The 25,828-nt window shown below is 63.2% G+C and carries 28 protein-coding genes and 1 pseudogene; 21 read left to right on the top strand and 8 right to left on the bottom strand.

Features of this window, described 5'->3' with window-relative positions; genetic code table 11:
* Positions 1–205: 205 nt before the first annotated feature.
* The gene (locus B5D38_RS17650) at positions 206–466 is read left to right on the top strand and encodes a hypothetical protein (protein WP_131829960.1); all 261 of its coding nucleotides are present in this window, start codon (positions 206–208) and stop codon (positions 464–466) included.
* 130 nt (positions 467–596) lie between these two features.
* Here B5D38_RS17650 and B5D38_RS17645 read toward each other — a convergent pair whose 3' ends face one another.
* The 3 genes from B5D38_RS17645 to B5D38_RS17635 all read right to left on the bottom strand — a co-directional run bounded on the left by B5D38_RS17645 (position 597) and on the right by B5D38_RS17635 (position 2,375).
* Positions 597–1,094, bottom strand: coding sequence for an Hsp20/alpha crystallin family protein (locus B5D38_RS17645; protein ID WP_078709764.1), 498 nt, complete (start codon positions 1,092–1,094; stop codon positions 597–599).
* An 82-nt stretch (positions 1,095–1,176) separates the two neighbouring features.
* Positions 1,177–1,650 (bottom strand): Hsp20 family protein, encoded by a 474-nt coding sequence (locus tag B5D38_RS17640; RefSeq protein ID WP_078709763.1) that lies wholly within the window; start codon positions 1,648–1,650, stop codon positions 1,177–1,179.
* Positions 1,651–1,865: 215 nt separating this feature from the next.
* The gene (locus B5D38_RS17635; protein WP_078709762.1) at positions 1,866–2,375 is read right to left on the bottom strand and encodes a copper chaperone PCu(A)C; all 510 of its coding nucleotides are present in this window, start codon (positions 2,373–2,375) and stop codon (positions 1,866–1,868) included.
* Positions 2,376–2,706: 331 nt separating this feature from the next.
* Between B5D38_RS17635 and B5D38_RS22750 the strand changes: the two genes are divergently transcribed.
* The 13 genes and pseudogenes from B5D38_RS22750 (at position 2,707) to B5D38_RS17570 (ending at position 12,996) form a co-directional block, all read left to right on the top strand.
* On the top strand, positions 2,707–2,841 hold the full coding sequence (locus tag B5D38_RS22750; RefSeq protein ID WP_280949399.1) for a hypothetical protein: 135 nt from the start codon (positions 2,707–2,709) through the stop codon (positions 2,839–2,841).
* A gap of 209 nt (positions 2,842–3,050) precedes the next feature.
* Positions 3,051–3,803 (top strand): septum site-determining protein MinC, encoded by a 753-nt coding sequence (minC, locus tag B5D38_RS17625; RefSeq protein ID WP_078709760.1) that lies wholly within the window; start codon positions 3,051–3,053, stop codon positions 3,801–3,803.
* Positions 3,804–3,854: 51 nt separating this feature from the next.
* Entirely contained in the window at positions 3,855–4,670 is an 816-nt protein-coding gene (gene minD, locus B5D38_RS17620; RefSeq protein ID WP_078709806.1) for a septum site-determining protein MinD, read from the top strand.
* Complete coding sequence (gene minE / locus B5D38_RS17615) at positions 4,667–4,930, top strand: cell division topological specificity factor MinE (RefSeq protein WP_078709759.1); 264 nt, start codon at positions 4,667–4,669, stop codon at positions 4,928–4,930. The genes minD and minE overlap by 4 nt, the downstream gene beginning before the upstream one ends.
* A gap of 262 nt (positions 4,931–5,192) precedes the next feature.
* Positions 5,193–5,549: pseudogene (locus B5D38_RS17610) on the top strand (cell wall hydrolase); the annotation flags it as partial.
* A gap of 173 nt (positions 5,550–5,722) precedes the next feature.
* Positions 5,723–6,829, top strand: a complete 1,107-nt coding sequence (locus tag B5D38_RS17605; RefSeq protein WP_078709757.1) for an ABC transporter substrate-binding protein — start codon at positions 5,723–5,725, stop codon at positions 6,827–6,829.
* A 97-nt stretch (positions 6,830–6,926) separates the two neighbouring features.
* Positions 6,927–7,805, top strand: coding sequence for an ABC transporter permease (locus tag B5D38_RS17600; RefSeq protein WP_116002819.1), 879 nt, complete (start codon positions 6,927–6,929; stop codon positions 7,803–7,805).
* Positions 7,802–8,593, top strand: a complete 792-nt coding sequence (locus B5D38_RS17595) for an ABC transporter permease (RefSeq protein ID WP_078709755.1) — start codon at positions 7,802–7,804, stop codon at positions 8,591–8,593. Before B5D38_RS17600 ends, B5D38_RS17595 begins: the two co-directional genes overlap by 4 nt.
* Before the next feature lie 21 nt (positions 8,594–8,614).
* On the top strand, positions 8,615–9,697 hold the full coding sequence (locus B5D38_RS17590) for an ABC transporter ATP-binding protein (protein ID WP_078709754.1): 1,083 nt from the start codon (positions 8,615–8,617) through the stop codon (positions 9,695–9,697).
* Between the two features lie 200 nt (positions 9,698–9,897).
* Entirely contained in the window at positions 9,898–10,392 is a 495-nt protein-coding gene (rirA, locus tag B5D38_RS17585) for an iron-responsive transcriptional regulator RirA (protein WP_078709753.1), read from the top strand.
* Positions 10,393–10,826: 434 nt separating this feature from the next.
* Entirely contained in the window at positions 10,827–11,759 is a 933-nt protein-coding gene (locus B5D38_RS17580; protein ID WP_078709752.1) for an alpha/beta hydrolase, read from the top strand.
* A 177-nt stretch (positions 11,760–11,936) separates the two neighbouring features.
* The gene (locus B5D38_RS17575; RefSeq protein WP_078709751.1) at positions 11,937–12,413 is read left to right on the top strand and encodes a hypothetical protein; all 477 of its coding nucleotides are present in this window, start codon (positions 11,937–11,939) and stop codon (positions 12,411–12,413) included.
* Positions 12,414–12,528: 115 nt separating this feature from the next.
* Positions 12,529–12,996 (top strand): Dps family protein, encoded by a 468-nt coding sequence (locus B5D38_RS17570; protein WP_078709750.1) that lies wholly within the window; start codon positions 12,529–12,531, stop codon positions 12,994–12,996.
* A 151-nt stretch (positions 12,997–13,147) separates the two neighbouring features.
* Here the strand turns inward: B5D38_RS17570 and B5D38_RS17565 are convergent, their stop codons facing one another.
* The 4 genes from B5D38_RS17565 to B5D38_RS17550 all read right to left on the bottom strand — a co-directional run bounded on the left by B5D38_RS17565 (position 13,148) and on the right by B5D38_RS17550 (position 18,357).
* Positions 13,148–13,441, bottom strand: coding sequence for a DUF1289 domain-containing protein (locus tag B5D38_RS17565; protein WP_078709749.1), 294 nt, complete (start codon positions 13,439–13,441; stop codon positions 13,148–13,150).
* Between the two features lie 434 nt (positions 13,442–13,875).
* Positions 13,876–14,451 (bottom strand): DNA-3-methyladenine glycosylase, encoded by a 576-nt coding sequence (locus tag B5D38_RS17560; protein WP_078709748.1) that lies wholly within the window; start codon positions 14,449–14,451, stop codon positions 13,876–13,878.
* Between the two features lie 82 nt (positions 14,452–14,533).
* Positions 14,534–16,984, bottom strand: a complete 2,451-nt coding sequence (locus tag B5D38_RS17555) for an EAL domain-containing protein (RefSeq protein ID WP_078709747.1) — start codon at positions 16,982–16,984, stop codon at positions 14,534–14,536.
* Positions 16,985–17,316: 332 nt separating this feature from the next.
* Entirely contained in the window at positions 17,317–18,357 is a 1,041-nt protein-coding gene (locus B5D38_RS17550) for a DUF475 domain-containing protein (protein ID WP_078709746.1), read from the bottom strand.
* A 373-nt stretch (positions 18,358–18,730) separates the two neighbouring features.
* Between B5D38_RS17550 and B5D38_RS17545 the strand changes: the two genes are divergently transcribed.
* Positions 18,731–19,588 (top strand): universal stress protein, encoded by an 858-nt coding sequence (locus B5D38_RS17545; RefSeq protein ID WP_078709745.1) that lies wholly within the window; start codon positions 18,731–18,733, stop codon positions 19,586–19,588.
* 100 nt (positions 19,589–19,688) lie between these two features.
* Here the strand turns inward: B5D38_RS17545 and B5D38_RS22095 are convergent, their stop codons facing one another.
* Positions 19,689–19,970: a hypothetical protein gene (locus tag B5D38_RS22095; protein WP_131829959.1), complete on the bottom strand. Its 282-nt coding sequence runs from the start codon at positions 19,968–19,970 to the stop codon at positions 19,689–19,691.
* A 73-nt stretch (positions 19,971–20,043) separates the two neighbouring features.
* Between B5D38_RS22095 and ccoN the strand changes: the two genes are divergently transcribed.
* From ccoN to B5D38_RS17515, 6 genes are all read left to right on the top strand, one after another.
* On the top strand, positions 20,044–21,672 hold the full coding sequence (gene ccoN / locus B5D38_RS17540; RefSeq protein ID WP_078709744.1) for a cytochrome-c oxidase, cbb3-type subunit I: 1,629 nt from the start codon (positions 20,044–20,046) through the stop codon (positions 21,670–21,672).
* Positions 21,673–21,682: 10 nt separating this feature from the next.
* Positions 21,683–22,483 (top strand): cytochrome-c oxidase, cbb3-type subunit II, encoded by an 801-nt coding sequence (gene ccoO, locus B5D38_RS17535; RefSeq protein WP_078709743.1) that lies wholly within the window; start codon positions 21,683–21,685, stop codon positions 22,481–22,483.
* Complete coding sequence (locus B5D38_RS17530; protein WP_078709742.1) at positions 22,483–22,659, top strand: cbb3-type cytochrome c oxidase subunit 3; 177 nt, start codon at positions 22,483–22,485, stop codon at positions 22,657–22,659. Before ccoO ends, B5D38_RS17530 begins: the two co-directional genes overlap by 1 nt.
* Positions 22,649–23,560 carry a cytochrome-c oxidase, cbb3-type subunit III gene (gene ccoP, locus B5D38_RS17525; protein ID WP_078709741.1) on the top strand — a complete coding sequence of 304 codons (912 nt, stop codon included), beginning with the start codon at positions 22,649–22,651 and terminating at the stop codon, positions 23,558–23,560. The genes B5D38_RS17530 and ccoP overlap by 11 nt, the downstream gene beginning before the upstream one ends.
* A 157-nt stretch (positions 23,561–23,717) precedes the next feature.
* Positions 23,718–25,277, top strand: a complete 1,560-nt coding sequence (gene ccoG, locus B5D38_RS17520) for a cytochrome c oxidase accessory protein CcoG (RefSeq protein ID WP_078709805.1) — start codon at positions 23,718–23,720, stop codon at positions 25,275–25,277.
* Positions 25,274–25,744, top strand: coding sequence for a FixH family protein (locus tag B5D38_RS17515; protein WP_078709740.1), 471 nt, complete (start codon positions 25,274–25,276; stop codon positions 25,742–25,744). Before ccoG ends, B5D38_RS17515 begins: the two co-directional genes overlap by 4 nt.
* The last annotated feature ends 84 nt before the right edge of the window (positions 25,745–25,828 follow it).

Genomic DNA, 25,828 nt, shown 5'->3' with positions numbered 1-25,828 from the left:
CCGAAGGAAAGCGGATTCAGGCAGAGGAAGCCGGGTCGGCAGACTTCTTGGCTTGGTGGATGAGGTCGAAGGACCGGGGTCCACGCGAATTCGGCGAGCTACCGCGGCCCTCATCAACAAGACCGCGCCGCCTCTCAGGCTTTTGACCCGCAGGACCGGCCGGCAGTGTCTTGCGCAACAGGGAGGTTGTGGGATGACGATGCACATGCGCCATGTCGATTATGTCGTCGAACCACTCGACGATGAGTGGACGGTGTCGATGCGTGGCGAGCGCGCCGGGCGCTTTCCGTCGCGGCTCGCAGCCTTGCGCTCAGCGCTGGAAGACGCGGAACGTGTCGATCGCATGGGCTTTGAAGTTTCTGTCTGGCTGCGCCATCCGGGACGCTCTTCGAGAAAACTGCCGGATCGTTTGTTGAGCCAGGCTGCCATCGCCCGGCGGTCCCTGGGCCCCACGCTGAGGGCGTGAATCGACCCAAGACGAAGGGATCTTTCGTGGAATAGGAAAAGCGCCGGACCGGCTTGGTTCGGCGCTTCTTGCGAGGGGCCATAATCGGCATCGGCGTGGCCCCGAAGAGCCGCGCCGATGCCATTGGTGGTTACTGCCGCTTGATTGGAATGCGCTTCGTCTCGGCCTTGGCCTCCTCGGTCTTCGGCAGGACGATCGTCAAGACGCCATTCTTGAAGGAGGCGTCGATGTGGTCGCGGTCGATGCCGTCGCCGATGGCCAGCCTACGTTCAAAGCGGCCGAAGAAGCGCTCCGAAAACTGGCGCTCCTTGTCCTCGACCTCGGATTTCTTGACCCCTTTCAAGGTGAGAACGCCATTGTCGAAGAGCACCTCGACATCTTTCTCATCAAGCCCAGGGATTTCCGCCGTCACGCGAATCTCGCGTTCGGTTTCGGACATCTCCATGCTCGGCCAGCCGCTGGCAAACATGTCTCGCTCGTTCGGCGAGATGGCGAAGCGGCGCCAGGCGTTGTCGAGGAAGCGGTCCATTTCCCGTTGCAAGGTGAAGAGTGGATGGTCCTCGATGCCATACGAGGTGGGCGCGAGCTTGTCGTTGCGCGTCCACGGAATGAGGTCACGCATGCTCATGGCTGAAAAGCTCCTTCTTTGAAACTAGTCGCGAAGGCGGAAAGCGTCGCACCGAGGCGGCGCCTCCCGCCGGGGTGCTGGATCAGGCCGCCTTGTCCTCAGCGGCCGACAGCCGCTCCGTCTGCGGGCCCGCATCGGAGCGGATGGCGATCTGTCGCGGCTTCATCGCTTCGGGCACCTCGCGCACGAGGTCTATCGACAGAAGGCCGTCGGCCAGCGTGGCGTTGACCACCGATACGTGGTCGGCGAGGCTGAAGCGGCGCTCGAAGGAGCGCCCGGCGATGGAGCGGTGGAGATAGTGACCGGGGGCGTCACTGCCCGGCTTGCGGCCGCTGACGACGAGCAGGTTGGGCTGGTAGGTCAGCTCGACCTCGTCCGGCGTGAAGCCTGCGACGGCCAGGACGATGCGATAGGCGTTATCGCCGGTCTTTTCGATGTCGTAGGGCGGCCAGCTATCGACGGGCTGGGCTTCCGCAGCGCGCTCCAGAAGGTCGAACATCCGGTCAAAGCCGACGCTCGAGCGAAAGAGTGGAGCAAAATCCAGACTGGTCCTCATAACCATATCCTCCATTGAGCAACATGGATCTTACGAGGGCGCCAAAGAGCTGGCGCCCTTCGACATCCGGTCCCCTTACGGGCGATCGGATCACTGTTGATATGGTTTTGGGGAATGATGGCTTCAAGAGGCGCGGACGCTCTCGCGCGGTGACGACAGCGGCTGGGATCGCGGGCTTGAGGGCGCCGGAGCGCCCCCAAGCTTATGGCCTGTTTCTAGTTCTTCTTTTCCATCGACTTATCCATCGAGGAGTGGTCGTGCTTGCCCGACTCCTTGGCGCCGAAAGCCTCAATGGCCAGTTCGACGTCGACCGAGCCGGCCTTCTCGAACTTCAGCGTCAGCGGCACCCGCTCGCCCTCCTTCAACGGCTGCTTCAGGCCGACGATCATTACATGATAGCCGCCCGGCGCGAGCGATGCCTCGCCGCCTGCCGGAATCTCCAGGCCGCCATCGACCTCGTGCATCTTCATCACGCCGTCCACCATCTCCATGGTGTGAACCTCGGCCTTCTCGGCGATGGGGGTCGATCCGCCGAGGAGGCGATCCGCCGTCTTTCCCTTGTTCTCGATGGTCATGTAGGCGCCCCCGACCTCGGCCGAGGGAGCTGTCGCACGCGCCCAGGGATGAACGATGTGGAGGGAGCCGACCTTGTAGTCGTGCGCGGAGGCGGCGGTGCTCGCAAGGGCAAGAGCGGCGCCGAGGAAGATCGTCTTGGCAATGGTCATGTCTCATTCTTTCTCAATGGAATTCGGCTTTTCCGGGCAGCATCAGATGCTGACGGGCACTGCGAGAATCTCAGAGAGAAAGAGAAGGCGGCGCCCGCGGATCAGGGGCCAGTCCAAGCCGGTGCGGATGTTGCGCCGGATGCCCGCGCATAGAGGGCCGATGACTCGCGCGAGAGGGAAGCCAGCCGCCCTCCCAAGCCTCGGCCGGCGGCACGATGCCCGAGGAAACGACGTGGGGAATGCAGAAGTCGCAGCAGGGGCAGTCCTGCGTGCCTTGACGGCTAGGGGAGGGACGTTCCGTTCGATTCGCCCCGGCGTCTGGCGCTGAGACATGGCAGATCACGGCGTCGGCACGATGAAGGACGCCGGCCGCCATCGGCGCGCCGATGCCCGCCACCAACCCCTGGAAAAGCAGGAGCTGGGCGATCAGGGCGACGACCGCGAGGCGCGTCGAGCGCGTCCGTAAAATGTGTCTCAGCGACTCCATAAATCTCCTTGGCACGAAACCGGGCGGCCGTCATCTCCCGGCCTTTCCGTGGTGTGGCCCATTCTCCACCGCCCGATTTTGCGAAAGGGCAAACTGGACCGAGGTCAGCGTCGGGCAAGGCGGGCGGCGTTAGTTAATCAACAGTTAACCGAATTAACCGGCTTCGGCCGGAAGGCGAAATCACGACGATGACCGATGCATCCTCCAAGCCCAGCCCGGTGCGCCTTCGCGGCCGCTCGTTTCTGGCGTTGGTGCTTTCGCCCGAAATGCCATTCGGGCCGTGGCTCGATCAGCTCGACGATCTGGCGCGCCGCTCCACCGGCTTCTTCTTGACCAGGCCGATCGTGCTCGACGTGTCGGGGCTGCCGCTGACGCGGGAAGATCTGGCCGATCTCGTGGAGGAGCTTGCGACCCGAAACGTGCGAATCATGGGCGTCGAGGGGGCCAAGCCCTCGCTGCTCGGTCCCGGCATGCCCCCCGAGATGCGCGGCGGCCGTCCGGCTGGCGACATCGAGGTTCCGGATGCGCCTGCCGCGCCCATGGCTGCCGCGGCGCCGCGGCCGGCGCCCGCCGTGGAGGTTGTCCACGCCGAACATCATACGCAGGGCTCGATGCCCTCGCTTCTGATCGAGGATCCGGTCCGTTCCGGTCAGTCGATCATGTTCCCGGAAGGGGACGTCACCGTTCTCGGCTCGGTGGCCTCCGGCGCCGAAATCATCGCCGGCGGCTCGATCCACGTCTACGGGGCGCTTCGCGGCCGCGTGATGGCAGGCTCGGCCGGCAACCCGTCGGCGCGAATCTTCTGCCGAAAACTCGAGGCGGAACTCATCGCCATAGACGGACTCTACAAGACCGCCGACGACATGGACCCGCATTGGCGCGGGCAGGCCGTCCAGGTTTGGCTCGAGGGCGACGTCATCAGGACGGCCCCTCTCAATTAACAAGCAGATCAACAGGGTCTCGAACCCCTCATGAAGAAGGATGAGAGAAGCATGTCCACGGTAGTTGTGGTTACATCGGGCAAGGGAGGCGTGGGCAAAACGACGTCCACCGCTGCCCTGGGCGCCGCGATCGCGCAGACCGGCGAGAGCGTTTGCGTGGTCGATTTCGACGTCGGCCTGCGCAACCTCGACCTGGTCATGGGCGCGGAGCGGCGAGTGGTCTATGACCTCATCAACGTCGTTCAGGGAGACGCCAAGCTGGCGCAGGCCCTGATCCGCGACAAGCGCCTCGACACGCTCGCGTTGCTGCCGGCTTCCCAGACCCGCGACAAGGACAATTTGACGCCCGAAGGCGTCGAGCGCGTGATGGGTGATCTCAGGAGCAAGTTCGACTGGATCATCTGCGACAGCCCCGCCGGCATCGAACGCGGCGCCACTCTCGCCATGCGCCACGCCGACGTTGCCATCGTCGTCACCAATCCCGAGGTTTCCTCGGTGCGCGACTCCGATCGCATGATCGGCCTCCTCGACGCCAAAACGGCGCGCGCAGAGCGCGGCGAGCGCATCGACAAGCACCTTCTTCTCACCCGCTACGATCCGCAGCGGGCCGAGCGCGGCGACATGCTGAAGGTAGACGACGTCCTCGAGATCCTGTCGATCCCGCTCCTCGGCATCATTCCCGAGAGCGTCGATGTTCTCCGGGCGTCCAACCTCGGCACGCCCGTCACCATGAACGACGGCCGCAGCGCTCCGGCGCAGGCCTATCGCGACGCAGCGCGTCGTCTCCACGGCGAGGCGCTGCCCATCGTCATCCCCGAGGAGCGCCGCGGCCTCTTCGGCAAGCTCTTCAGTCGGAGGGCAGCATGAACATATTCAGTTTGTTCCAGCGCCAGCCGAGCACCGCGCCGGCCGCCCGAGAGCGGCTCCAGGTGCTCCTGGCTCATGAGAGAGCGGAGATCGGCCAGTCCGATCTCGTGGCAGTCCTGCGCGAGGAAATCCTTGCCGTCATCGCCAAGCATGTCTCGGTAGATCGCGACAAGGTCAAGGTGAAGATGGACAAGGGAGACGCCGTCTCCACGCTGGCCGTCGACATCGAGTTTCCCGCCGCGACGCGCTTGGCACATTGACGCAGGGTGGGCGCCTGCATGGCGCCCATCGTCCAATACCAGACGTAAGCCCGGCCCGGACGACCCGCGCCGGGCCTTCTCCGTTTGAATCAGCGCATCGCATTCAACATTTCGTAAACCCTATGCCCCATGATCGCCTTCGTCCGCCAGGAGTCTGGAGACGATCATGGTCTTGCGTTTGTTGTCGCGTTCCTCTCTGGTTCTCGGCCTTGTTACCCTTTCGAGCCTGAGCGGATGCGCGCTCTTTCGCCCCGAGCCACGGCTTTCGGAGCGCGACTGCATGGCGCGGGTGATGTACTTCGAATCGAATCGCTCCAGCGAGGAGGGGATGGTCGCGGTCGGCACGGTGGTGATGAACCGCGTCCAGTCGAAGGATTTTCCGGGCAGCGTCTGCGCCGTCGTCGGCCAGCGCAACCAATTCGCGCCCGGTGCGCTGACCCGCGCGATGACGGAGCCGAAGAGCCGCGAGCGTGCCTATCGCATGGCCGACTTCGTGCTGAGGGGCGCGCGCCACGCGCAGGTCGGATCAGCCGAGTTCTTCCACACGGCCGGCCTCTCCTTTCCCTATGACAACATGTTCTATACGGCGGTCGCCGGCGGCAACGCCTTCTACATCAAGCTGCGCTGACTGCGGCGCCGCCGCCTCGCGCCTTTTCCCCAAAGGCGCTTCTGGCCGTGAGTAACGAAGCCTGACGACCTTTTTTCAGTGACACGGAAGTGTCATCGCGTCATGTTACGCGGGCCGTGACTAAGGCGGCCGATGTCGGCTTCGCCATCCACAGGGGGAATCCTATGACTGACCATCTCGGCCGTGTTGGATCGCTGGCTGCGATCTTGGCGATGTCGACCAGTCTTGCCGCCGCCCAGTCGTCCTCAATGGACGATCTCGTCGCCGCGGCCAAGGCTGAGGGACAGCTCACGACCATCGCCCTGCCGCACGACTGGTGCAATTACGGCGAGATGATCGAGGGCTTCAAGGCCAAGTACGGCATCCAGATCAACGAGCTGAACCCGATGGCCGGTTCGGGCGACGAGATCGAGGCGGTGAAGGCGAATAAGGGCAACAAGGGGCCGCAGGCTCCCGACGTTCTGGACGTCGGCCTCTCCTTCGGCCCGACGGCGAAAAAAGACGGTCTGCTGATGCCTTACAAGGTGCAGACCTGGAACGAGATTCCGGACGATGCGAAGGATGCCGATGGCGCTTGGTACGGCGACTATTATGGTGTGCTCGCCTTCGGCGTGAACACCGACGTGATCAAGACCGTGCCGCAGGACTGGTCCGACCTGCTCAAGGACGACTACGAGGGCGCGGTGGCTCTGGCGGGCGATCCCCGCACGGCCAACAATGCCATCATGGCGCTTTACGGCGCGGGCCTTTCGGCCGGTGCCAAGGACGGCAAGGACATTGCCGACAAGGGGCTCGCCTTCTTCAAGGAGCTTAACGAGAAGGGCAACTTCGTTCCGGTCGACGCGGAGGCCGCCCCGATCGCCCAGGGCACCACGCCGGTTGCGCTCAACTGGGACTACAATCTTCTCGCCATGCGCGACAGCATGAAGGGCAACCCCCCGCTCGAGGTCGCCGTTCCGTCCTCCGGTGTCGTCGCCGGCGTCTACGTTCAGGGCATCAGCGCCTATGCGCCGCATCCCAACGCGGCGAAGCTGTGGATGGAGTATCTCTATTCCGACGAAGGTCAGCTCACCTGGCTGAAGGGCTACTGCCACCCGATCCGCTTCAACGCGATGTCGAAGGCCGGAAAGATCCCTCAGGATCTGCTCGACAAGCTTCCGCCGGCGGAAAACTACGAGAAGGCCGTGTTCCCGAGCCTCGATGATCAGAACGCCGCGAAGGCGGCCATCGCTGACGGATGGGACAAGGTCGTCGGCGCTGCCGTCAAGTGACCATGCGTATTTCCCCGACAGGGTGGACGGCGGCTATTGCCGCCTTCCACTATAGTGGAGGCGCCCAGTGAGCGCCGCCGACGACGCCGGGGCTGCCGTGACCGTGCGCGGTCCGGCGCGATGGCAGGGGGCACGGCTATCGTGGGGCTGGCTCGGCACCGTGCCGTTTTTCGCCTTCGCCATTCTCTTTCTGATCGCGCCGACGGCCTATCTCGTGGTCGGCGCGTTTCAGGATGCCACCGGCGCGTTCACACTGGACAATCTCGCCGGCCTCTTCTCGCCCGACATCGTCGCCGCCTACCGCATCTCGATCGAGGTTTCCGTGGCTTCGGCGGGCCTTGGCGCCGTGATCGGCTTTTTTCTCGCCTATGCCATCGTGCATGGCGGCCTGCCGGGCTGGATACGGCCGACCATCGTGACCTTTTCGGGCGTCGCCTCGAACTTTGCCGGCATCCCGCTCGCCTTCGCCTTTCTGGCCACGTTGGGGCGCCTGGGCCTGGTGACACTCTTCCTCAGGGATACGTTCGGCATCAACATCTACCGGATGGGCTTCAACGTCGTCTCCTTCTGGGGGCTCACCGTCACGTACATGTATTTCCAGATCCCGCTGATGGTGCTCATCATCGTGCCGGCGCTCGACGGGCTGAAGCGCGAATGGCGCGAGGCGGCGCTGATCCTCGGGGCGACGAAGCGACAATACTGGACCAATGTGGCGCTGCCGGTGCTCCTGCCTTCGCTACTGGGCTGCTTCCTGCTGCTATTCGCCAATGCCTTCGGCGCGGTTGCGACGGCCTATGCGCTGACCGGTTCCTCGCTCAATATCGTGCCGATCCTTCTTTACGCGCAGATTCGCGGTGATGTTCTCTACAACCCGAACCTCGGCTATGCGCTGGCCTTCGGGATGATCCTCATCACCGGCTGCTCCAACCTTCTCTATATCGTGCTGCGCATGCGCGCCGAGAGATGGCAGCGATGAAGGGATCGCGTCTCGGTCCGACGATCGTCATTCTCGTCGCGGCGGCCTATTTTCTCCTGCCGCTGATGGCGACCTTCGAGTTTTCGCTGTCGATGATTCGCGGCGTGTGGAGCTTCGAGGCCTACAGGGTTGTCTTCGCCGACCCCGAGTTCCGCCATACCTTCACCTTCTCGGTGGTGGCTGCCGTCGCGGCCATCTTGCTCGGCGCGTTGTTGGTGGTGCCAACGGCCTACTGGGTGCGGCTGCGCTTCCCGCGCCTGCGCTCCGTGGTCGAGTTCATCACGCTGCTGCCGCTGGTGATTCCGCCCATCGTTCTCGTCTTCGGCTATATCAGGATGTACAATTCGTCCTCGCTGGTGCCGCTGACCGCGACGGCGGGAGGGACGAACGTTCTGCTCGTCCTCGGCTACGTCACCTTGTCGCTGCCCTACATGTACCGGGCTGTGGACACGGGTATGGGCGCCATCGACATCCGCACCTTGACGGAGGCGGGCGAGAGCCTCGGCGCCAGCCGGGGGCGGATTCTCGCCACGGTGATCCTTCCCAATGTCCGTGCCGCCGTTCTATCCGGTGCGTTTCTGACATTTGCCATCGTCATCGGCGAGTTCGTGCTAGCGAGCCTTCTCAACCGCCCGGCCTTCGGGCCCTATCTTGCGCTGATCGGTACCAACCGTGCCTATGAGCCTTCGGCGCTGGCGATGATCGCCTTTGCCGTGACGTGGGCTTGCATGGTTCTCATGCAGTCACTCGGGGCGCGACCGGCGCACAAAGCGCGGCAACGGCGCTAGGATTTTCCAGGGAGCAGAGCCATGAGCTTCGTCGAGATCGAGGGCGTCGGCAAGAGCTTCGGACCGAACGCAGTTCTAAAGGATTTCAACCTGACCATTGCCAAGGGCGAGTTCATCTCGCTCCTCGGCCCCTCCGGCTGCGGCAAGACGACGATGCTGCGCATCATCGCGGGCTTCGAAAGCGCAACGACGGGACGGGTCAGGATCGGTGGCGAGGACGTGACGCGGCTGCCGCCGAACAAGCGGCATATCGGCATGGTGTTCCAGGCCTACGCCCTGTTTCCCAACCTCTCGGTGTTCGACAACGTGGCCTTCGGACTCAAGGTCGCGGGGCAGGGCAAGGCCGAGATCGCGCGGCGGGTGATGGAGCTTCTGGAGCTCATCAAGCTGCCGGACCTCGCCCATCGCTATCCTTACCAGCTCTCCGGCGGCCAGCAGCAGCGCGTGGCGCTCGCCCGCGCTCTTGCGCCGAGCCCACGGGTGCTCCTGCTCGACGAACCGCTGTCGGCGCTGGATGCCAAGATCCGCGTTTCCCTGCGGGAGGAAATAAGGTCCCTCCAGCGCGAGTTGGGCATCACGACCATCTTCGTCACTCACGATCAGGAGGAAGCGCTCTCCATGTCGGACCGCATCGTGGTGATGAATGCCGGATGCGCCGAACAGATCGGCACGCCCTTCGAAATCTACAATCATCCGCGCTCGCGCTTCGTTGCGTCCTTTGTGGGTACGCTCAACGCCTTGGATGGTGTCGCGGTGGGCGAGGGGGTCGCGGCCATCGACGGCCAGACGGTGGCGGTGCCGGGCTTGGCCGCCAGTCCGTCTGCCGAACAGTTTACCCTGGCGCTGCGGCCTGAATCCGTTTCTCTGTCGCCTCGGCCGGAGGCGACCAACCGCCTGAACGGCACGATCGAGGACGTGAGCTTCCTCGGCTCGGTGGTGCGAATCCGCCTGCGGATCGGCGGCAGCACGCTGTTGTTCGACACCTTCAACAATCCCGCTTCGCCGCCTCCGCCGCGCGGCGCAAACGCGACGGTTCACTTTGCTCCCGGCGACTTGCAGGTGCTGGAGAGCGGACCCGTCGTGCTTCCGGAAGCGGCGGAATAACCAGGACTTTTCGCATTTCCACCCCCTGCGGTGGCGAAAGTTCTTGGAGTCTTTCTAAATTTGTGGTTTCTATCGCTCAGGAAACGGGCGGCCACGAATTGCTCCAGGCGGCCTGATCGTAGGGCGGGTCTCCGAGGTGAGCGACGGAGAGGCTTTAAGCCATAGCGCCCGTCAGCGACTTCGCTTGATGGAGGCTCGTGATGCGTCTGACACGCCAGACGAACTACGCGATCCGTATTTTGATGTACTGCGCGGCGAACACCGAGGGTCGGCTCAGCCGCGTCGGCGAGATCGCCAGCGCTTATGCCGTCTCTGAACTCTTCCTGTTCAAGATCCTCCAGCCGCTGGTGGAAGCCGGCTTCGTGGAGACTGTGCGCGGGCGCAATGGCGGCATCCGGCTGGGAAGGCCGGCCGACGAAATCACCTTGAAGGAAGTGGTTCAGGCGACCGAGGAGAGCTTCGCGCTCGCCGAATGCTTCGAGACGGGCGCGGTGGATTGCCCGCTCATCAATAGCTGCTCGCTCAATGCCGCGCTCAAGGCGGCGCTCGACGCGTTCCTGAACGCCCTTGGCGGCTTCACCATCCAGAGCCTCGTCGCGGAGCGGGGTTCGATCCGCGCCCGCCTCGGACTGGACGGTCCGGAGGCGCCCGGTGGCGGTACTACCGTGCCGGGAGCTCTGGCGGCTGCCAGCTAAGAGCGGCCGAAAGCGGCCAGACGCAGGTCGCGGCCGGAACCGACGGGGCTCGCCAGAGAGAAGCGGGGCTTCCAGGCAGTATCGCAGGTCGGCGACGGCCCCGGCGGTGCGGCTGAAATCGCGGTAGCGGACGATCGCCCTCCCATGACATCATTTTCCGTGACGCGACAGTTTCGTCGCCTCGCGCTGTGGTCGCTTGGCGTGCGCTCCGCATCTTGTCGCCGGGATGATGCGGAAAAGTCGCAGATTTTTAACCATCTTTATGCTTTAAAAACAGGGCGTTGGATGCGTGCTCTGCGATCCTGGTCGACGGTTCTCCGTCTTCCTGGCGTGAGCTCGGAATCTTTTCATCGATGCTCGTCTAACGTCGATCACGGGGGAGGCGCGTCATCGGCGGTGGGTGAATATTGGCTGGAGCACGGAGGGGACACGACGTGCTATCTCGCAGATCCTTTCTTGTGGCTGCTGCCGCGGCGGCTTTCACGCGGCCGGCATGGGCGGGCGACGCTGTGGAAAAGAACGATGTCATCGCGATGTGGCCTGGCGATGCGCCGGGCGGCGGCGGTCCGATCGACAAGTCGGAGCGGTTGATCAACGGCGCGGTGAGCAACATCTCTTCGCCGGCGATGGAAGTGATCCGGCCGGCGCACCCCAATGGTGCGGCGATGCTGGTTTTGGGCGGCGGCGGATATCGCGAAATCTCCATGGACAACGAGGCCATGCCCGCGGCGCGGTGGCTGGCGGCGAAGGGCATTACCGCCTTCGTGCTGCACTACCGGTTGCCGGGCGAGGGATGGAGCGCGGGCGGCTTCGCGCCGCTTCAGGACGCGCAGCGGGCGGTTCGGCTCATTCGCGCCAATGCTGCGGCCTACGGGATCGACACCAACCGCATCGGTGTCCTCGGGTTCTCGGCAGGCGGGCATCTCGCGGGACTGGTGGCGACGCGGGCTGACGAGCCGACCTATGATCCCATCGATAAGGCGGATTATCTTTCGGCGCGGCCAGCGACGGCAGCCCTGATCTATCCGGTGATCACTCTTCGCCTGCCCTATGACACGACGTCGACCTACAGCATCTTCGTCGGCAAGAAGCCCGATCCGGCAAAGAGCGCCGAATGGTCCATAGACAGCCACGTTGAAAAAGACTGCCCTCCTGTCTTTCTCGTGCAGACGGCGGACGATCCCATCTGCAGCGTTCAAAATTGCGTGCTGATGCAGCAGGCATGTCAGCGCGTCGGCGTGCCAGTCGAGTTGCATAGCCTGCCGAGCGGCGGACATGGCTTTGGTATGGGCAAGCCTGGCTCTCCTTCGGCCGAATGGCCGAAATGGTATGGCTCCTGGCTGACCAAGTTCGGGACAGCCGCCTAAATTAGCCTTGCGCGAGTTTCGAGGTGCCCGCGTTTTTCCCGTCGTGATCCCGCTCGGCGCTGCGGCGGCGGTATCGAGCGGGCGCGCCGGTTTGATCTGCGTCATGGCCCGGACGATTGACAGGAATATTGACTGCAATTATCCAGTTTATCGAATTCCGATGCGAGGATGGTTGTGATGGGTTTGCTGGCGCGGCAGGCGGACTCCTGGCAGGGCGAGGGCAAGGTTCTTGCCTTTCCCTGTCATAAGGCGGGCGGTGCCTGCGAGTGTCGCTCCGGGTTCGATCTCAACCCGAGAGAGCGTGACGAGCTGAACCGGTTGCGCTGGATGGTGATGAAGAGCCGTCTCGCGCCACGTCCTGACCTGGAGCGGGCCTGCTTTCTCCTCGCGGGCGAGCCCACGGCTTCGCTGGAGCGCTATGCCGTCGCTTTTTTCCGTGGCCTGGAAGATCACGCTCCTCGCGGGCTTTCCTTTTATCGTCCGGGCGCGGAAGCCGTTTCAGACGACGAGTGCTGGCTGCTGCGGCTGATTGCGGCATGGCGGCGGGACGATGCGACTGGCGCTGGAGTCCTCATCGCGTGGCGCGTAAGGTCGGAAGGCCGGCGGTGGATGCGCTTTCTGTCTGCCGGACTCGTGAAGGGGCTTGATGTTTAGCGGAACGTTCGCGCGCGGGCGCCCTTGAAGCTGGGAGGCTTTGGCTCTAGTTTGGAATTATTCCAAAAGAGCCTGTGCCACGCTGGCCATGGCCAAGCGAGATAGGAGAGAGTCGATGGCACTGATAGCAGCGAAGATTGATCCGACCGCGAAAGAGGAACTCGTCGAGGGGCTCAGCCAGGCTTTGGCCGATGTCGCGGTCGCGACGACGAAGGCGCAGAACTTCCATTGGAACGTGACGGGCATGGCTTTTGGGCCGCTGCATGCGTTGTTCCAGAAGATCTATGAGGATCATTTCGAGGCTCAGGACGAGGTGGCGGAGCGCATCAAGGCGTTGGACGCTCACGCCGAGGGCCGCTACTCGAAGTTCCTAGATCGCAGCGCCATCAAGGAGCATGATGGTCACGCCAGCGATCGCGAGATGATCGAGATGCTGCTCGCCGATCAGGAGACGTTGTCGGCCACCTTCACCGCCCTTGCCGAAGTCTCGGACAAGCATGGCGACTGGGGCACCAACGATATGGCGACGGGCCGCATCCAGGCGCATGACAAGTTCGCGTGGATGCTGCGCTCTCATCTCTGATCGCGCATTGCTTGGCCGGCGATAGCGCGCCGAGCGATAATCCGATCGATTGATCGCTGGCCCGGCCAAATAGGCCGGGCCTTTTTGCGTTCATGCGAAGGGGCGCGCGTGCTGGCCGCGCCAAGGTAACGGTATTGACGGTCGCCGAGCATCAGGCGGCAGGCTCTTCCGCGTCTTCGGAGAGGTCCAGCTTGTCGAGAGGGCAGGGCAGGCCCTTTTTCTCGCATTTGCGACGATAGGCCGTGGCCCAGAACGCCGCTCCACCCTGTTCCGCTAGGCGATCCAGTAGCACGCGGAAGAACGCCTTCTTGGCGTCCTTTTCCCTGAGAAGGCCGAAAGCCTTCTTCTCGTCCTTGGTCATGCCGCAGCCGATGCAGCGCCCCTTGCGCTTGTATTTGCAGACATCGATGCAGGGGGAGGGGGCGTTGGCCCAGGTCTTCGCCAATAAAAGGTCTCCGCACTCAGTGCCTACCCCGACGCGAGGGGCGAACCATAACTCTGCGAGATGGGGTGCCCATCCCGCCAAGCCTGCGCCACATCTCGTGTCGCCCGATGAAAAATCAACCGCCGAATTTTGATCGCGCTGTTCTGGCGCTGGTCATGTGACCCCGGCCAAGAAAGCCAACCTCACGCGGGATTGACGAGTTCGGCTATCCGGCCCGTGCCCTTGCATTGCGGGCAAACATGCCCGTCCACCTCGCCGGTTCCTCCGCATTTCCGGCAGACAGTGTCCGCCGCTTCCGTTTCGGTGACCGTAGCCTGTTTGGCAGGCTTCGTGTGCTGCCGGATCATCACGGTTCTCCTCCACCATTCCAGGCCCGCGAACTGTCGGCGCTTCCCGGGCAACCCCTTCCAGCCAGCGCGCTTACGCCTGACCGCTCACCGCTTCTTGAACGGGCGGCTGAGAAAGCGCGAACCGGCAATGCCGAAGCGCCACGCCGTATCGGCGCCGCGCGTGATGCCAATTCGCTGCCCTATGACGATATCATGATCTGTCGCGTCTCCGGTCAAGGAGAAGGGGGGCAGGACAAGCGAGATGCCGTCGTGACTACGGTCGATTGCGAGAGCCTGGCAAAGGCGGCCGGGGCCGGAGCATAGCTTTCGCGGATCGGCGACGCCGCGCCGGCGCTCCATCACATCCAGCCCGAACAGTGGCTCGATGGCGCGAATGAGGACAGCGGCGCCGGTTCCGTCCGGTTCGCACACCGCATTCAGACACCAATGGATTCCATAGGAGCGATAGACGTAGGCTCGGCCGGGAGGGCCGAACATGGACGCGTTGCGCGCGGTTCGGCCGACGAAGGAGTGGGAGGCCGGATCGTTCTCGTCATAGGCCTCGGTCTCGACGATCCGTCCACCGACGCCATCAAAGAGCAGGAGCATACCGACGAGGTCTTGCGCGACGGATGCCGCCGGTCGATCAAAGAAAGCTTCGTTCGGAATATTCAACGGCATCCCTGGCACGGCAAGAGGAGACGGTTGGCCAACCGCGATATCATCCGAGGCAATGCGAGACGAGGTTAGACGCCCAATGCCCTCAGGCTCGCTCGCGGGCCTCCATCTCCCCTCTCGCCGCATTTGTCTCCTCCAGACGCGCGGCAATCTCGAACAGCACGGTCGGAAGTTCCGAGACAGGGCGGGGCGGGCTGAAATAGTAGCCCTGAACGGCTGTGCAGCCCTCCTGCCTCAGCATCTCGAGCTGTTCGGCGGTCTCAACTCCCTCCGCCAGCACGGTCATGTTGAGCGCGTGGCTCAATCCCATGACGGCCCGAACGATGGCGAGGTTGCCGGGGTCTTCCAGATCCCGCACGAAGGACTGATCGATCTTGATCTTGTCCATCGGGAAGCGCCGCAGATAACTCAAGGAGGAATAGCCGGTCCCAAAATCATCCATCGAAATTTGAATGCCGAGCGCCCGGAATCCTTCCAGCGCGGAGCGAACAGCCGGCGTATCCATGAGGAACAGCGACTCTGTGACTTCGAGTTCCAGTCTTTCCGGCGGCAGTCCGGCGCGCTCCAGAGCCGCCGCGACATCGTCCACCAGGGTGCGCTTACGGAACTGCAGCGGGGAGAGGTTGACGGCCACCTTGAGATCGCTGGGCCAGCCCGCGGCATGGGTCGCCGCGGTTTCCAGGACCCAGGCGCCGATGCTGTCGATCAGGCCCACTTCCTCGGCAATCGGCACGAATTCGGCCGGAGAGACAAAGCCCCGCTGAGGATGCCGCCAGCGCAGGAGAGCCTCGAAGCCCGCGATGGCGCCGGCGCTGGTGTCGATGAACGGCTGGTAGAACAGCTCGAATTCGCCACGATGCAGCGCGTTGCGCAGGTCGAGTTCCATGCGCCGGCGCTCCTGCACCTTTTCGTCGAGCTCGGCCTCGAAGAAGCGGGATGTGTTACCGCCTTCGCGCTTGGCCTGATAAAGCGCGACATCGCAGTTTTTCGACAAGAGATCCGCGGCACGCGACGGATCGGGATGCGTGATGCCGCGCGCGCCGCAGATGCCGATGCTGAGGCCAATCGAGACCTCGTGCCGATCGATGACGAAGGGGTCCTCGAAAGCCGCGATCAACCGCTCCGCGAGCTGCCGTGCCACGTCGGGCTGGCGGCGGGCGCGTTGAATGACCGCGAATTCATCGCCGCCAATGCGCGCCAGCATGTCGGTTCTGCGGATGCAGCTCTTGATGCGCTGAGTGACCTGAAGCAGCAGCTCGTCGCCGGCGGGATGGCCCATGGTGTCGTTCACCGCCTTGAACCGGTCGAGGTCAAAGCTGAGAACGGCGATCTTTTGCCGGTCCTCGATCGTGCCGAGGACCTGTTCCAGATACTCCCGATAGAGAAGACGATTGGGCAGACCCGTCAACACGTCGTGGCGGGCCATGTGGGCGAGGCGGTTCTCGGCCTGGCGTCGCTCGGTAATGTCCTCGAGGGTTGCGACCCAGCCGCCGCTTTCCATCTCCTGCCTGGAAACCTCGATGATGCGGCCGTCCGTCAGCTCATGAGAGAAGACCTGCTTGCCGTTGGGCTCCAGCAGGAGGCGAAGATCGGCGGTAAAGCCCACCTGCGCCAGGGGAACGCCGAGCTGCGGCATGCCGAACATCTGGGCAAAGCGGCGGTTGACGATAACCAGTCGTCCGGCTGTGTCGAACATGCACAGGCCCTGGGTCATGTTGTTCAGCGCCGCGTCGAAGCGCGCGTTCTGAATCGAGAGTTGGCAGGAGTAGTTTGTCTCCTGCTCGGCGAGGAAGGTTTCGATGCGGCCGAAGTCCGCCGCGATCTTCTTCTGCATCGTGTCCAGCGTGCGCAGGAGCTCGCCTGTTTCCCCGCTCCCGTGGTGCTCGACGTTCGTCTGAAGATTGCCGCTGGCGATCGCCGAAGCCAGATCCACTGCGCTCCTGAGCGGGGGGACGATCGAGCGCAGGAGGGCGACCGTGATGCCGAGGCCGATGAGCACCGCGATGGCGATGCCGATCTGGACGCGGCTCGTCAGTGAGCTCGTTTCCTCCTCGACGCGTTTGCGCATTTGGGCGCCGCCGGCCGTGAGGGTCGTCAGAGCACCGGTCATTTCCTGGTCGATCGCCGACAGCTCTTGATACAGCTCGGGGCTGCCCAGCGCGGCGCGCCCCTTGAGCAGCCGGTTGAGCCATTCATCGATGCGGCGGGTCTGCTCGGCGGCTGCCGTTGAGGTGGCGTTGGCGGCGGCGAGGCGCAGGTGCTGCGAGATCTCGCCGAATTCCGACGTGAGTTGGATAAGCGCTGCCTGCCGGTCGACAGGGACGTTCTCGCGCTTCGCCTGGGTGCGAGAGGAGACGACTTGCCGAAGCAGCGTCTGCGCTTCATTGAGTTCGCGCACGGCGTTGATCGTCTCGTCATAGGTGAGGAACGCGCTGGATGCGATCCGCCCATTGAGGACATGTGCGAATCCACCGAGCGCCACTGCCACCAGCGTGAGGGCAAGGCCGCTGATCATGAGCTTGAGGCGGATGGACATCAGCGGACGTTTCTCTTTCCTACGCAATTATTCAGCCAACCAACCGCAATATCGGATCATGTCTTTCATCGCACTTCGAGGGATCGGACGAAGGAGAAGCAAAACGCCTGCCTCCAACAGATCCACGGGTCTTTGGTGCGGCCAAACGGCAAGCACGATCGCGACGCGGCAGCGAGCACCTCATCGTCTCGATTATGAGCGCCAAACTTTAAGATGCGGTTCCGCTTGTAGAAAGTCAGCTTGACGATCTGCTCCGAGACAGGGTGGGAAGGCTCACGTCGCGCGCAGAGCAATAAACTCCATGATCAGCAATGGAGGCGGGGCTGTCTCACCTATTGCTTGGGGTGGCAGATCGCGTTGTAGCGAACGGACGAGCGCAGCGAGAGGATCACGAGCCCCGCGCCGACGAGGCCGGTTGCCACTTCTGGAATCTCGACGATGGTTTGGGCGAACATGATGATCGCGAGGAGAAGGATGGCGTAAAAGGCGCCGTGTTCGAGAAAGCGGTATTCGCCCAGCGTCTGACGCTCGACGAGAAGAATCGTCATGGAGCGGACATAGAGCGCTCCGATCGAGAGGCCGATGGCGATGACGAACAGGTTCGTGGACAGCGCAAATGCGCCTATCACGCCGTCGAAGGAAAAGCTGGCGTCGAGCATCTCGAGATAAAGAAATGTTCCGATGCCGCCCCGCTTGGCCGCGTCGATCTGCGGACGAGAGGCATCCAGAACCTGGCCGAGGACCTCCATCGCGAGGAACGTCAGCAGCCCCATCAATGCCGCGCTCATGAAGGTCAGAGACTGCGCCGGGCGCAGGAGATGGGCAAAGAGGAGGATGAAGGCGACCAGCAATCCGACTTCGATGCCCTTGAGCGAGGACCACCGGGCCAGTCGCTTCTCCAGCAGGCCGATCCAATGCACTTCCTTCTTCGCATCGAAGAAGTACTGGAGGCCGACCATCATCAGGAAGCTGCCGCCGAAGCCATCGATCAACAGGCGCGACCCTTCCATGATGTGCGCGTATTCCGACGGATGGCGGATCGCCATGTTAAAGGCGCTGAGAGGGCTGATGCCGGCGGCGAGGGCGACGATCATAAGCGGAAAGATCATCCGCATGCCGAAAACGGCGATGAAGATGCCCCAGGTCAAAAAGCGCCGCTGCCAGACGGGCGACATCCGCTCAAGAATCTTCGCGTTGATGATGGCGTTGTCGAAGGAGAGGGAAACCTCGAGCACCGCAAGAACCGCGCAGATGAACAGGACCGCCAGCATGCCGTGTCCTGAATGGGTCGTGGACCAGCCGAGCCAGGTGGCGAGGCCGAGGCCCAGGAGTGTGAACAGCCCCGTCCACTTGAAGATGCGCCAGTTTGACATGAATACCCGAGACCAACCGCCGACCGCCCGCACGGCATCTGCTGCTCGATGTGTGGGAACCCGCCGGCAAGTGCAATGGCAGGAGCAGCCGGAAGCCCGACTTTTTTGCATGATCGGAGCGGGCAGGCAGCCGTGCTGGGGCCAAATCGACGTGGCGCTCGCTTGTGGCAACAACGCGTGTTCTGCCGATAGAAAGCTTTCCTGAATATCGAGCCAACGAGAATATTAGGAAAATCTCGCACGACCTTTTCCTAAATATCGCCTACCATGGAAACAAGCTTGAAAGCAGCTTCATGGGATAATCGTGCCATCAGGTAGCCCACACTCGCAGACTGGCTTCTTCGTGGGCTTGGTTGATTGACGGGAGTCGAAGATGACCAAGATCCTGGTATGCATCGACGGGTCGGAGTACTCGAAGAGCGTCTGTGATCACGCCGCATGGGCTGCCACCGCCCTTTCCGCGGATGTTCTTCTGTTTCATGTCCTGGGTCATGGCGAGGCGACGGGCGCGTCCGTCAACCTCGCGCCCAGCCCGGATGGTGATCAGCACAAGGCTCTGGACCTGGAGCAGGCCAAGCTGGACGAGCAGAGCGACAAGCTCGCGCAGAAGCGCGGCCGTCTTCTTCTCGAAGAAGCAAAAGCGCGTCTGCAGGGCGCCGGAGTGAAGGGCAATATCACCATCCGTCTCCGCCACGGCGACGTCGCTGATACCGTCAACGAGACCGAGGAATTCACCGATCTCGTGATGATCGGCAAGCGGGGAGAGGGCGCCGACTTCGCCAAGGCCCATCTCGGCTCCAATCTCGAGCGGGTGGTGCGCGGTAGCGCCAAGCCTGTCCTCGTGACGTCGCGGGCATTTCGGCCGGTCCGACGCGCTCTCATCGCCTTCGATGGCGGCCCCGCCGTGATGAAGGCCGTGGATTTCCTGGTCGACAAATCCCTCTTGAAGGGCGTGGCGATCGACGTCGTGATGGCGGGATCGGGTGGCAGCGGAGACAAGATGCGGATGGAGGAGGCGGTCGGTAAGCTGAAGAAGGCCGGCTACTCGGTTCAATCGCTGACACTGCCGGGGGAGCCGGAGAAGGTCATTTCAGGTCGGATCGAGGCGGAGGCCATTGATCTTCTGGTGATGGGAGCGTTCGGTCACGGCCGAATCCGCAATTTCTTCATCGGAAGCACGACCACGGAGATGGTGCGCACCTGCAAGGTGCCCGTCCTGCTGGTCCGCTAGCGCCGGCGGCGCGCGGACAGGGCGGTTGCAGCTCTGTCTTCATGCTGGTTGACCGATCCAGCGAAGGTCCTCACGGCTCCGCGATCACGCGTGATGAGGATCAGATCTCACAGGCTCTTTCGGACGAGGTGCCGCGCTGCGCGCGGCGCCTGCATCTGCGCATCAAATGCACGGCATGGGCGTATCGGCCCATCCCGTTACCCAGACGCCACGGCGTCCAGCCAATCTCCCAGATGCGCCAGACTTGCGACACCGTCGCCCGCGCGGGGCTGGACGCTCGGTTTCCGTAGCCGTACAGCTTGTCGTTGTTCAAATCCGCAATGAGAATCACGCGGCGAAGCCCCGCCTTGATTAACATCAATGTGACCGACAGTGCGGTCAATTATCGCAGAAGGCTCTGATTGGAGTTATTCTAGACAATCAGAGTTCGCTCGTTCTGGGAGAGGATCCTGCCAATGAAATTTGCGACGGAGACCATCGTCGTCGCGATCGCCGCCTTCCTGGCCCTGTTGGGCGCGGCATTCGCGGCGGACGATGCGTTCAGGGCGCACGCCTATGTGCTGTTCTTGGTGTTGGCGATCACCACGGTCGTCTTTCTTCGGCGGGTGGAGACCGTGCCGTCCGAAGGTTCCAAGTTTTCAATCTTCGGCGCGCGGGATACGGGCGCCTATCTCGACAATGTAGTGCGCGCCGGCGTGATCGCAACGGTGTTCTGGGGCGTCGTCGGTTTCACCGTTGGCGTGCTGATCGCTTCACAGCTCGCCTGGCCGGTTCTCAATCTCGAGCCCTACCTCAACTTTGGGCGCCTGCGGCCTCTCCATACCTCGGCGGTGATTTTCGCCTTTGGCGGCAACGGCCTTTTGGCGACCTCGTTCTACGTCGTTCAGCGCACCTGTCGGGCCCGCCTCTTCGGCGGCAATCTCGCCTGGTTCGTGTTCTGGGGGTACCAGCTCTTCATCGTGCTGGCCGCGACCGGCTATGTCCTCGGCATCACCGAGGGGCGTGAATATGCCGAGCCGGAATGGTATGTCGATCTGTGGCTGACCGTCGTCTGGGTCGCCTATCTCGTCGTCTACCTGGGCACGATCGTGAAGCGGCGCGAGCCGCACATCTATGTGGCGAACTGGTTCTACCTCTCCTTCATCGTCACCATCGCCATGCTCCACGTCGTTAACAACCTGTCGATGCCGGTGAGCTTCCTTGGCGCGAAGAGCTATTCGGCTTTCTCCGGTGTGCAGGACGCGCTGACGCAGTGGTGGTACGGCCACAACGCGGTCGGCTTCTTCCTCACCGCCGGCTTCCTGGGAATGATGTACTACTTCATTCCCAAGCAGGCCAACCGGCCGGTCTATTCCTATCGCCTGTCGATCATCCACTTCTGGTCGCTGATCTTCCTCTACATCTGGGCAGGCCCGCATCACCTTCACTATACGGCTCTGCCCGACTGGGCGCAGACGCTGGGCATGGTCTTCTCGGTGATGCTGTGGATGCCGTCCTGGGGGGGCATGATCAACGGTCTGATGACGCTGTCGGGCGCCTGGGACAAGCTGCGCACCGATCCGATCATCCGCATGATGGTGATCGCCGTCGCCTTCTACGGCATGTCGACCTTCGAAGGCCCGATGATGTCGGTGAAGGCGGTGAACTCGCTGTCGCACTACACCGACTGGACCATCGGACACGTCCATTCCGGTGCGCTCGGCTGGGTCGGCATGATCACCTTCGGCGCCGTCTATTACCTCGTCCCGCGGCTTTGGGAGCGTCACCGGCTCTATAGCCTGCGTCTGGTCAACTGGCACTTCTGGCTCGCCACCATCGGCATCGTCATCTACGCGGCGTCGATGTGGGTTTCGGGCATCATGCAGGGTCTGATGTGGCGCGAGTACGACGATCAGGGCTTCCTGGTCTACTCCTTCGCTGAGACGGTCGCGGCCATGCATCCCTACTACATCATGCGTCTCCTCGGCGGCGTCATGTACCTCAGCGGCAGCGTGATCATGGCCTACAACATCATCCAGACGATCCGCGGCGTCGAGCGGACCGAAATCCCCATGGGCGAAGCCGCCCTGCAGCCGGCCGAGTAGGAAGAGCATCATGGCCAAGGACAAAGGGAATACGCTGGAAGGGGAATCGCCTGAGGTGAAGGCGGACCCCGTCGCCCGCGGACTGATCCGCCATCACGACAAGATCGAGCGCAGCGCGACGCTGCTCCTCGTCCTGTCGTTCCTGGTGGTCACCATCGGCGGCATCGTCGAGATCGTGCCGCTGTTCTACCTGGAGAACACCATCGAGAAGGTGGAGGGCATGCGCCCCTACACGCCGCTCGAGTTGGCCGGTCGCAACATCTACATCCGCGAAGGCTGCTACAACTGCCACAGCCAGATGATCCGTCCGTTCCGCGACGAGGTGGAGCGCTACGGGCATTATTCGCTGGCGGCGGAGTCGATGTACGACCACCCCTTCCAGTGGGGCTCGAAGCGGTCGGGGCCGGACCTCGCCCGCGTCGGCGGACGCTATAGCGACGAGTGGCACGTGGCCCATCTCAAGGACCCGCGCTCGGTGGTGCCGGAATCGATCATGCCCACCTATGCGTTTCTCGCCAACACGCCGCTTGAGGTTCCGAACATCGCCGCCCATCTCGTCGCGAACCAGCGCGTCGGCGTGCCTTATACGGACGAGGACGTCGAGAACGCCAAGGCGGACCTCTCGGCTCAGGCGACGCCGGATGCCGACACGGCGGGGTTGGAGCAGCGCTATCCCAAGGTGACGGCGCGCGACTTCGACGGCGATCCTTCCCGCATCACGGAGATGGACGCGCTGGTGGCCTATCTGCAGATGCTGGGCACGCTGGTCGACGTCGCCGCCTATAATCCGGCGCCTGGGGAGCAGCGCTGATGGACAACGCGACCTACACGATGCTGCGCCAGTTCGCCGACTCTTGGGGGCTGGCCTTCATGTTCGTCTTCTTCGCGGTGGCGATCGGCTTCGTTCTGTTAAATCCGCGCGCATCCGCGAATGCCAGGAATGCCGCCGCCATTCCCTTCAAGGAGGATCACGTCGATGGTGAATGACCCAGTCGAAGACGCCCACGGCAGGGAGGTCGATGCGGCGACGGGCACTGAGACCACCGGCCACTCCTGGGACGGGATCAAGGAGCTCAACACGCCGCTGCCGCGCTGGTGGCTGTGGACGTTCTACGGGACGATTCTCTTCTCGATCGTCTATGTGGTCCTTTATCCGGCGATTCCGCTGGTTCACTCGGCGACCTCGGGCGTGCTCGGCTGGAATAGCCGCGACGCGCTCAAGGCAGAGGTCGCCGAAGCCACGCAGGAACAGGCGCAGTTCCGCGATCAGATCGCGGCGGCCACGCCTGCCGAGGTAGTGCAGAACGCCGATCTCTTCCGCTTCGCCAGCGCGGCGGGCCGCTCGGCTTTCGCCGTCAACTGCGTCCAGTGCCATGGCGCCGGCGCGACGGGCGGTCCCGGCTACCCGAACCTGCAGGACGACGACTGGCTCTGGGGCGGGACGATCGACGACATCGTCCAGACCATCTCCTACGGCGTTCGCAGCGGTAGCGACGAAACCCGCTTTTCGGAGATGCCGGCCTTCGGGCGTGACGGCATTCTCGACGCGGAGCAGATCGAGAACGTCTCGGCCTATGTGCTAAGCCTCTCCGGCCAGAAGGCTTCGTCCGGCGATGCCACGGCCGGACAGCAGGTCTTCGCCGACAACTGCACCGCTTGCCACGGCGAGAACGGGCAGGGGATGCACGAGCTGGGCGCGCCGAACCTTAGCGACGGCATCTGGCTTTATGGCGGCAAGCAGTCCGACATCATTGCCCAGGTCACAGGGCCGCGTCACGGCGTGATGCCAGCGTGGCTGCCCCGACTCGGCGAGACGACCGTCAAGGAACTCGCCGCTTATGTGTACTCGCTCGGCGGCGCCACCGTCGAACAGGCGTCCGCCCAATAGGTGCTCGCCAATTCGTGACCCGCTGTCCGGCGGTGCCAAATGCCGCCGGACAGGACCTTTTACGAGCGAACTGCGTCCTTCTACGTATATTACCTGAGTTTCATAAAACGTCTGAACTGACCATCTCCGCAGCTCCAGACGGAGGATGTCCATGCTGATCCAGAACGAGGTGGAAAACTTCAACGTCGAGGCCGTGAACAGCGGCCTGAAGAAGAAGCGCCCCTCTCTCTACGCCGCCCGCAAGAAGATTTTCCCCAAGCGGGCCTACGGCAGTTTCCGCCGGCTCAAGTGGATCATCATGGCGGTCACGCTGTCGATCTACTATCTGACGCCGTGGCTTCGGTGGGATCGCGGCAGCTTCGCACCCGATCAGGCGGTGTTGGTCGATCTCGCCAACCGGCGCTTCTATTTCTTCTTTATCGAAATCTGGCCGCAGGAATTCTACTACGTCGCCGGCCTGCTCATCATGGCGGGGCTCGGGCTCTTCCTGATCACATCGGTGGCCGGTCGCGTGTGGTGCGGTTATACCTGTCCGCAGACTGTCTGGGTCGATCTGTTCCTGGTGGTCGAGCGCTTCTTCGAGGGCGATCGCAACCAGCGCATGGCGCTCGACAAGGCGCCGTGGACCCTCAGCAAGATCTGGAAGCGCGTTGCCAAGCATTCGACATGGCTGGTGATCGCCATCCTGACCGGCGGCGCCTGGATCTTCTATTTCGCCGACGCGCCGACGCTTCTGGGCCAACTCGTCCACTTCGACGCGCCGTCCGTCGCCTACAGCACGATCGGCATCCTCACCGCCACGACCTACATCTTCGGCGGTCTGATGCGCGAGCAGGTGTGCACCTACATGTGCCCGTGGCCGCGCATTCAGGCGGCGATGCTCGACGAGAACTCGCTGGTCGTCACCTATAACGATTGGCGCGGCGAGCCGCGTTCACGCCACCAAAAGAAGGCGATCGCGCAGGGGCTCCCGGTCGGCGACTGCGTCGACTGCAAGGCGTGCGTGGCCGTGTGCCCCATGGGCATCGACATTCGCCAGGGCCAGCAGCTGGAGTGCATCACCTGCGCGCTGTGCATCGACGCCTGCAATGGCGTGATGGAACGCGTCGGGCGCGATCGCGGACTGATCTCCTATGCGACGCTTTCGGACTACAATGCCAACATGGCGCGGGCGAAGGACGCCGAAGGCCACATCGTGCCGAGCAAGGTGCGCGACGCCACGGGCAAGCTGCGCGACGGATTCGTGCATTTCCGCTGGCGCGAGATGGTGCGGCTGAGGACGCTGATCTATCTCGGCATTTGGCTGCTCATTGGGTTGCTCATGGTGGCCTCGCTGGCAACGCGTGACCGGCTCGGAGCGGCGGTCGCCCACGATCGCAATCCGCTTTACGTGCGTCTGTCCGACGGCTCCATCCGCAACGGCTATACGCTCAAGATCTCGAACATGGTCACGGTGCCGCGAGACTTTTCCGTCTCGATCAGCGGCCTCACGGGCGCGACGCTCGAGCTGCCGGGCGTGGTGATGCGGGATGACCGTTCGGTGGTGCTTCGGGCCGAGCCGGACCGGGTGCTGACGCAGCGTGTCCTGGTGATCGCGCCGACGGAGGCGCTTGCCGAGCCGCGCCATGAATTCACCTTCGTGATCTCCGATGTGAATGGCGGTGAACGAACCACGATCGACGCCGTGTTCGAAGCCCCTGAGGATGTTGCCCGATGACCAAGACGCGTGAATTCACCGGCACCCATATGGCGGTGATCATGGTGCTGTTTTTCGGCGTGGTCATCGCGGTGAACTTCACCATGGCGTTCATCGCGACGGGAACGTGGTCAGGCCTCGTCGTCGAGAATTCCTATGTCGAGAGCCAGCTTTTCAACGAGAAGCTGGCGGCGGCGCGCCGCCAGCAGGCGCTTGGCTGGACGGCAAAATTTGACGTTCACGAGCGGCGCGTCACGGTCGACCTCAGGGACCCTCAGGGCAATCCGCCGGCGGATAAGGCGCGCATCGTGATGACGCGCCCGACGACAGACACCGACGATCATGTTCTCAACGCCGCGTTGGACACTGACGGTCGGCTGACCGCCGAAACGAACCTCGGACCCGGTCTTTGGGATGCGACGGTGGAGGCTGTCGGCCGCGAGGGGGATTCCTTCGTGACGACCCACAGGTTCGTCATCTCCAATTGACGAACTTTCCGCACCGGGTGACGGTGGTGGCGACTAAGGGGCGGGCTCGCCTTGCGCTCGCCCGTCCTTATCTCTTTTGGCATC

The organism is Consotaella salsifontis (assembly GCF_900167365.1).
Classification (GTDB): Bacteria; Pseudomonadota; Alphaproteobacteria; order Rhizobiales; family Rhizobiaceae; genus Consotaella; species Consotaella salsifontis.
The sequence above is the reverse complement of the archived record's forward strand: the minus strand, read 5'-3'. Positions and strand labels throughout refer to the sequence as shown.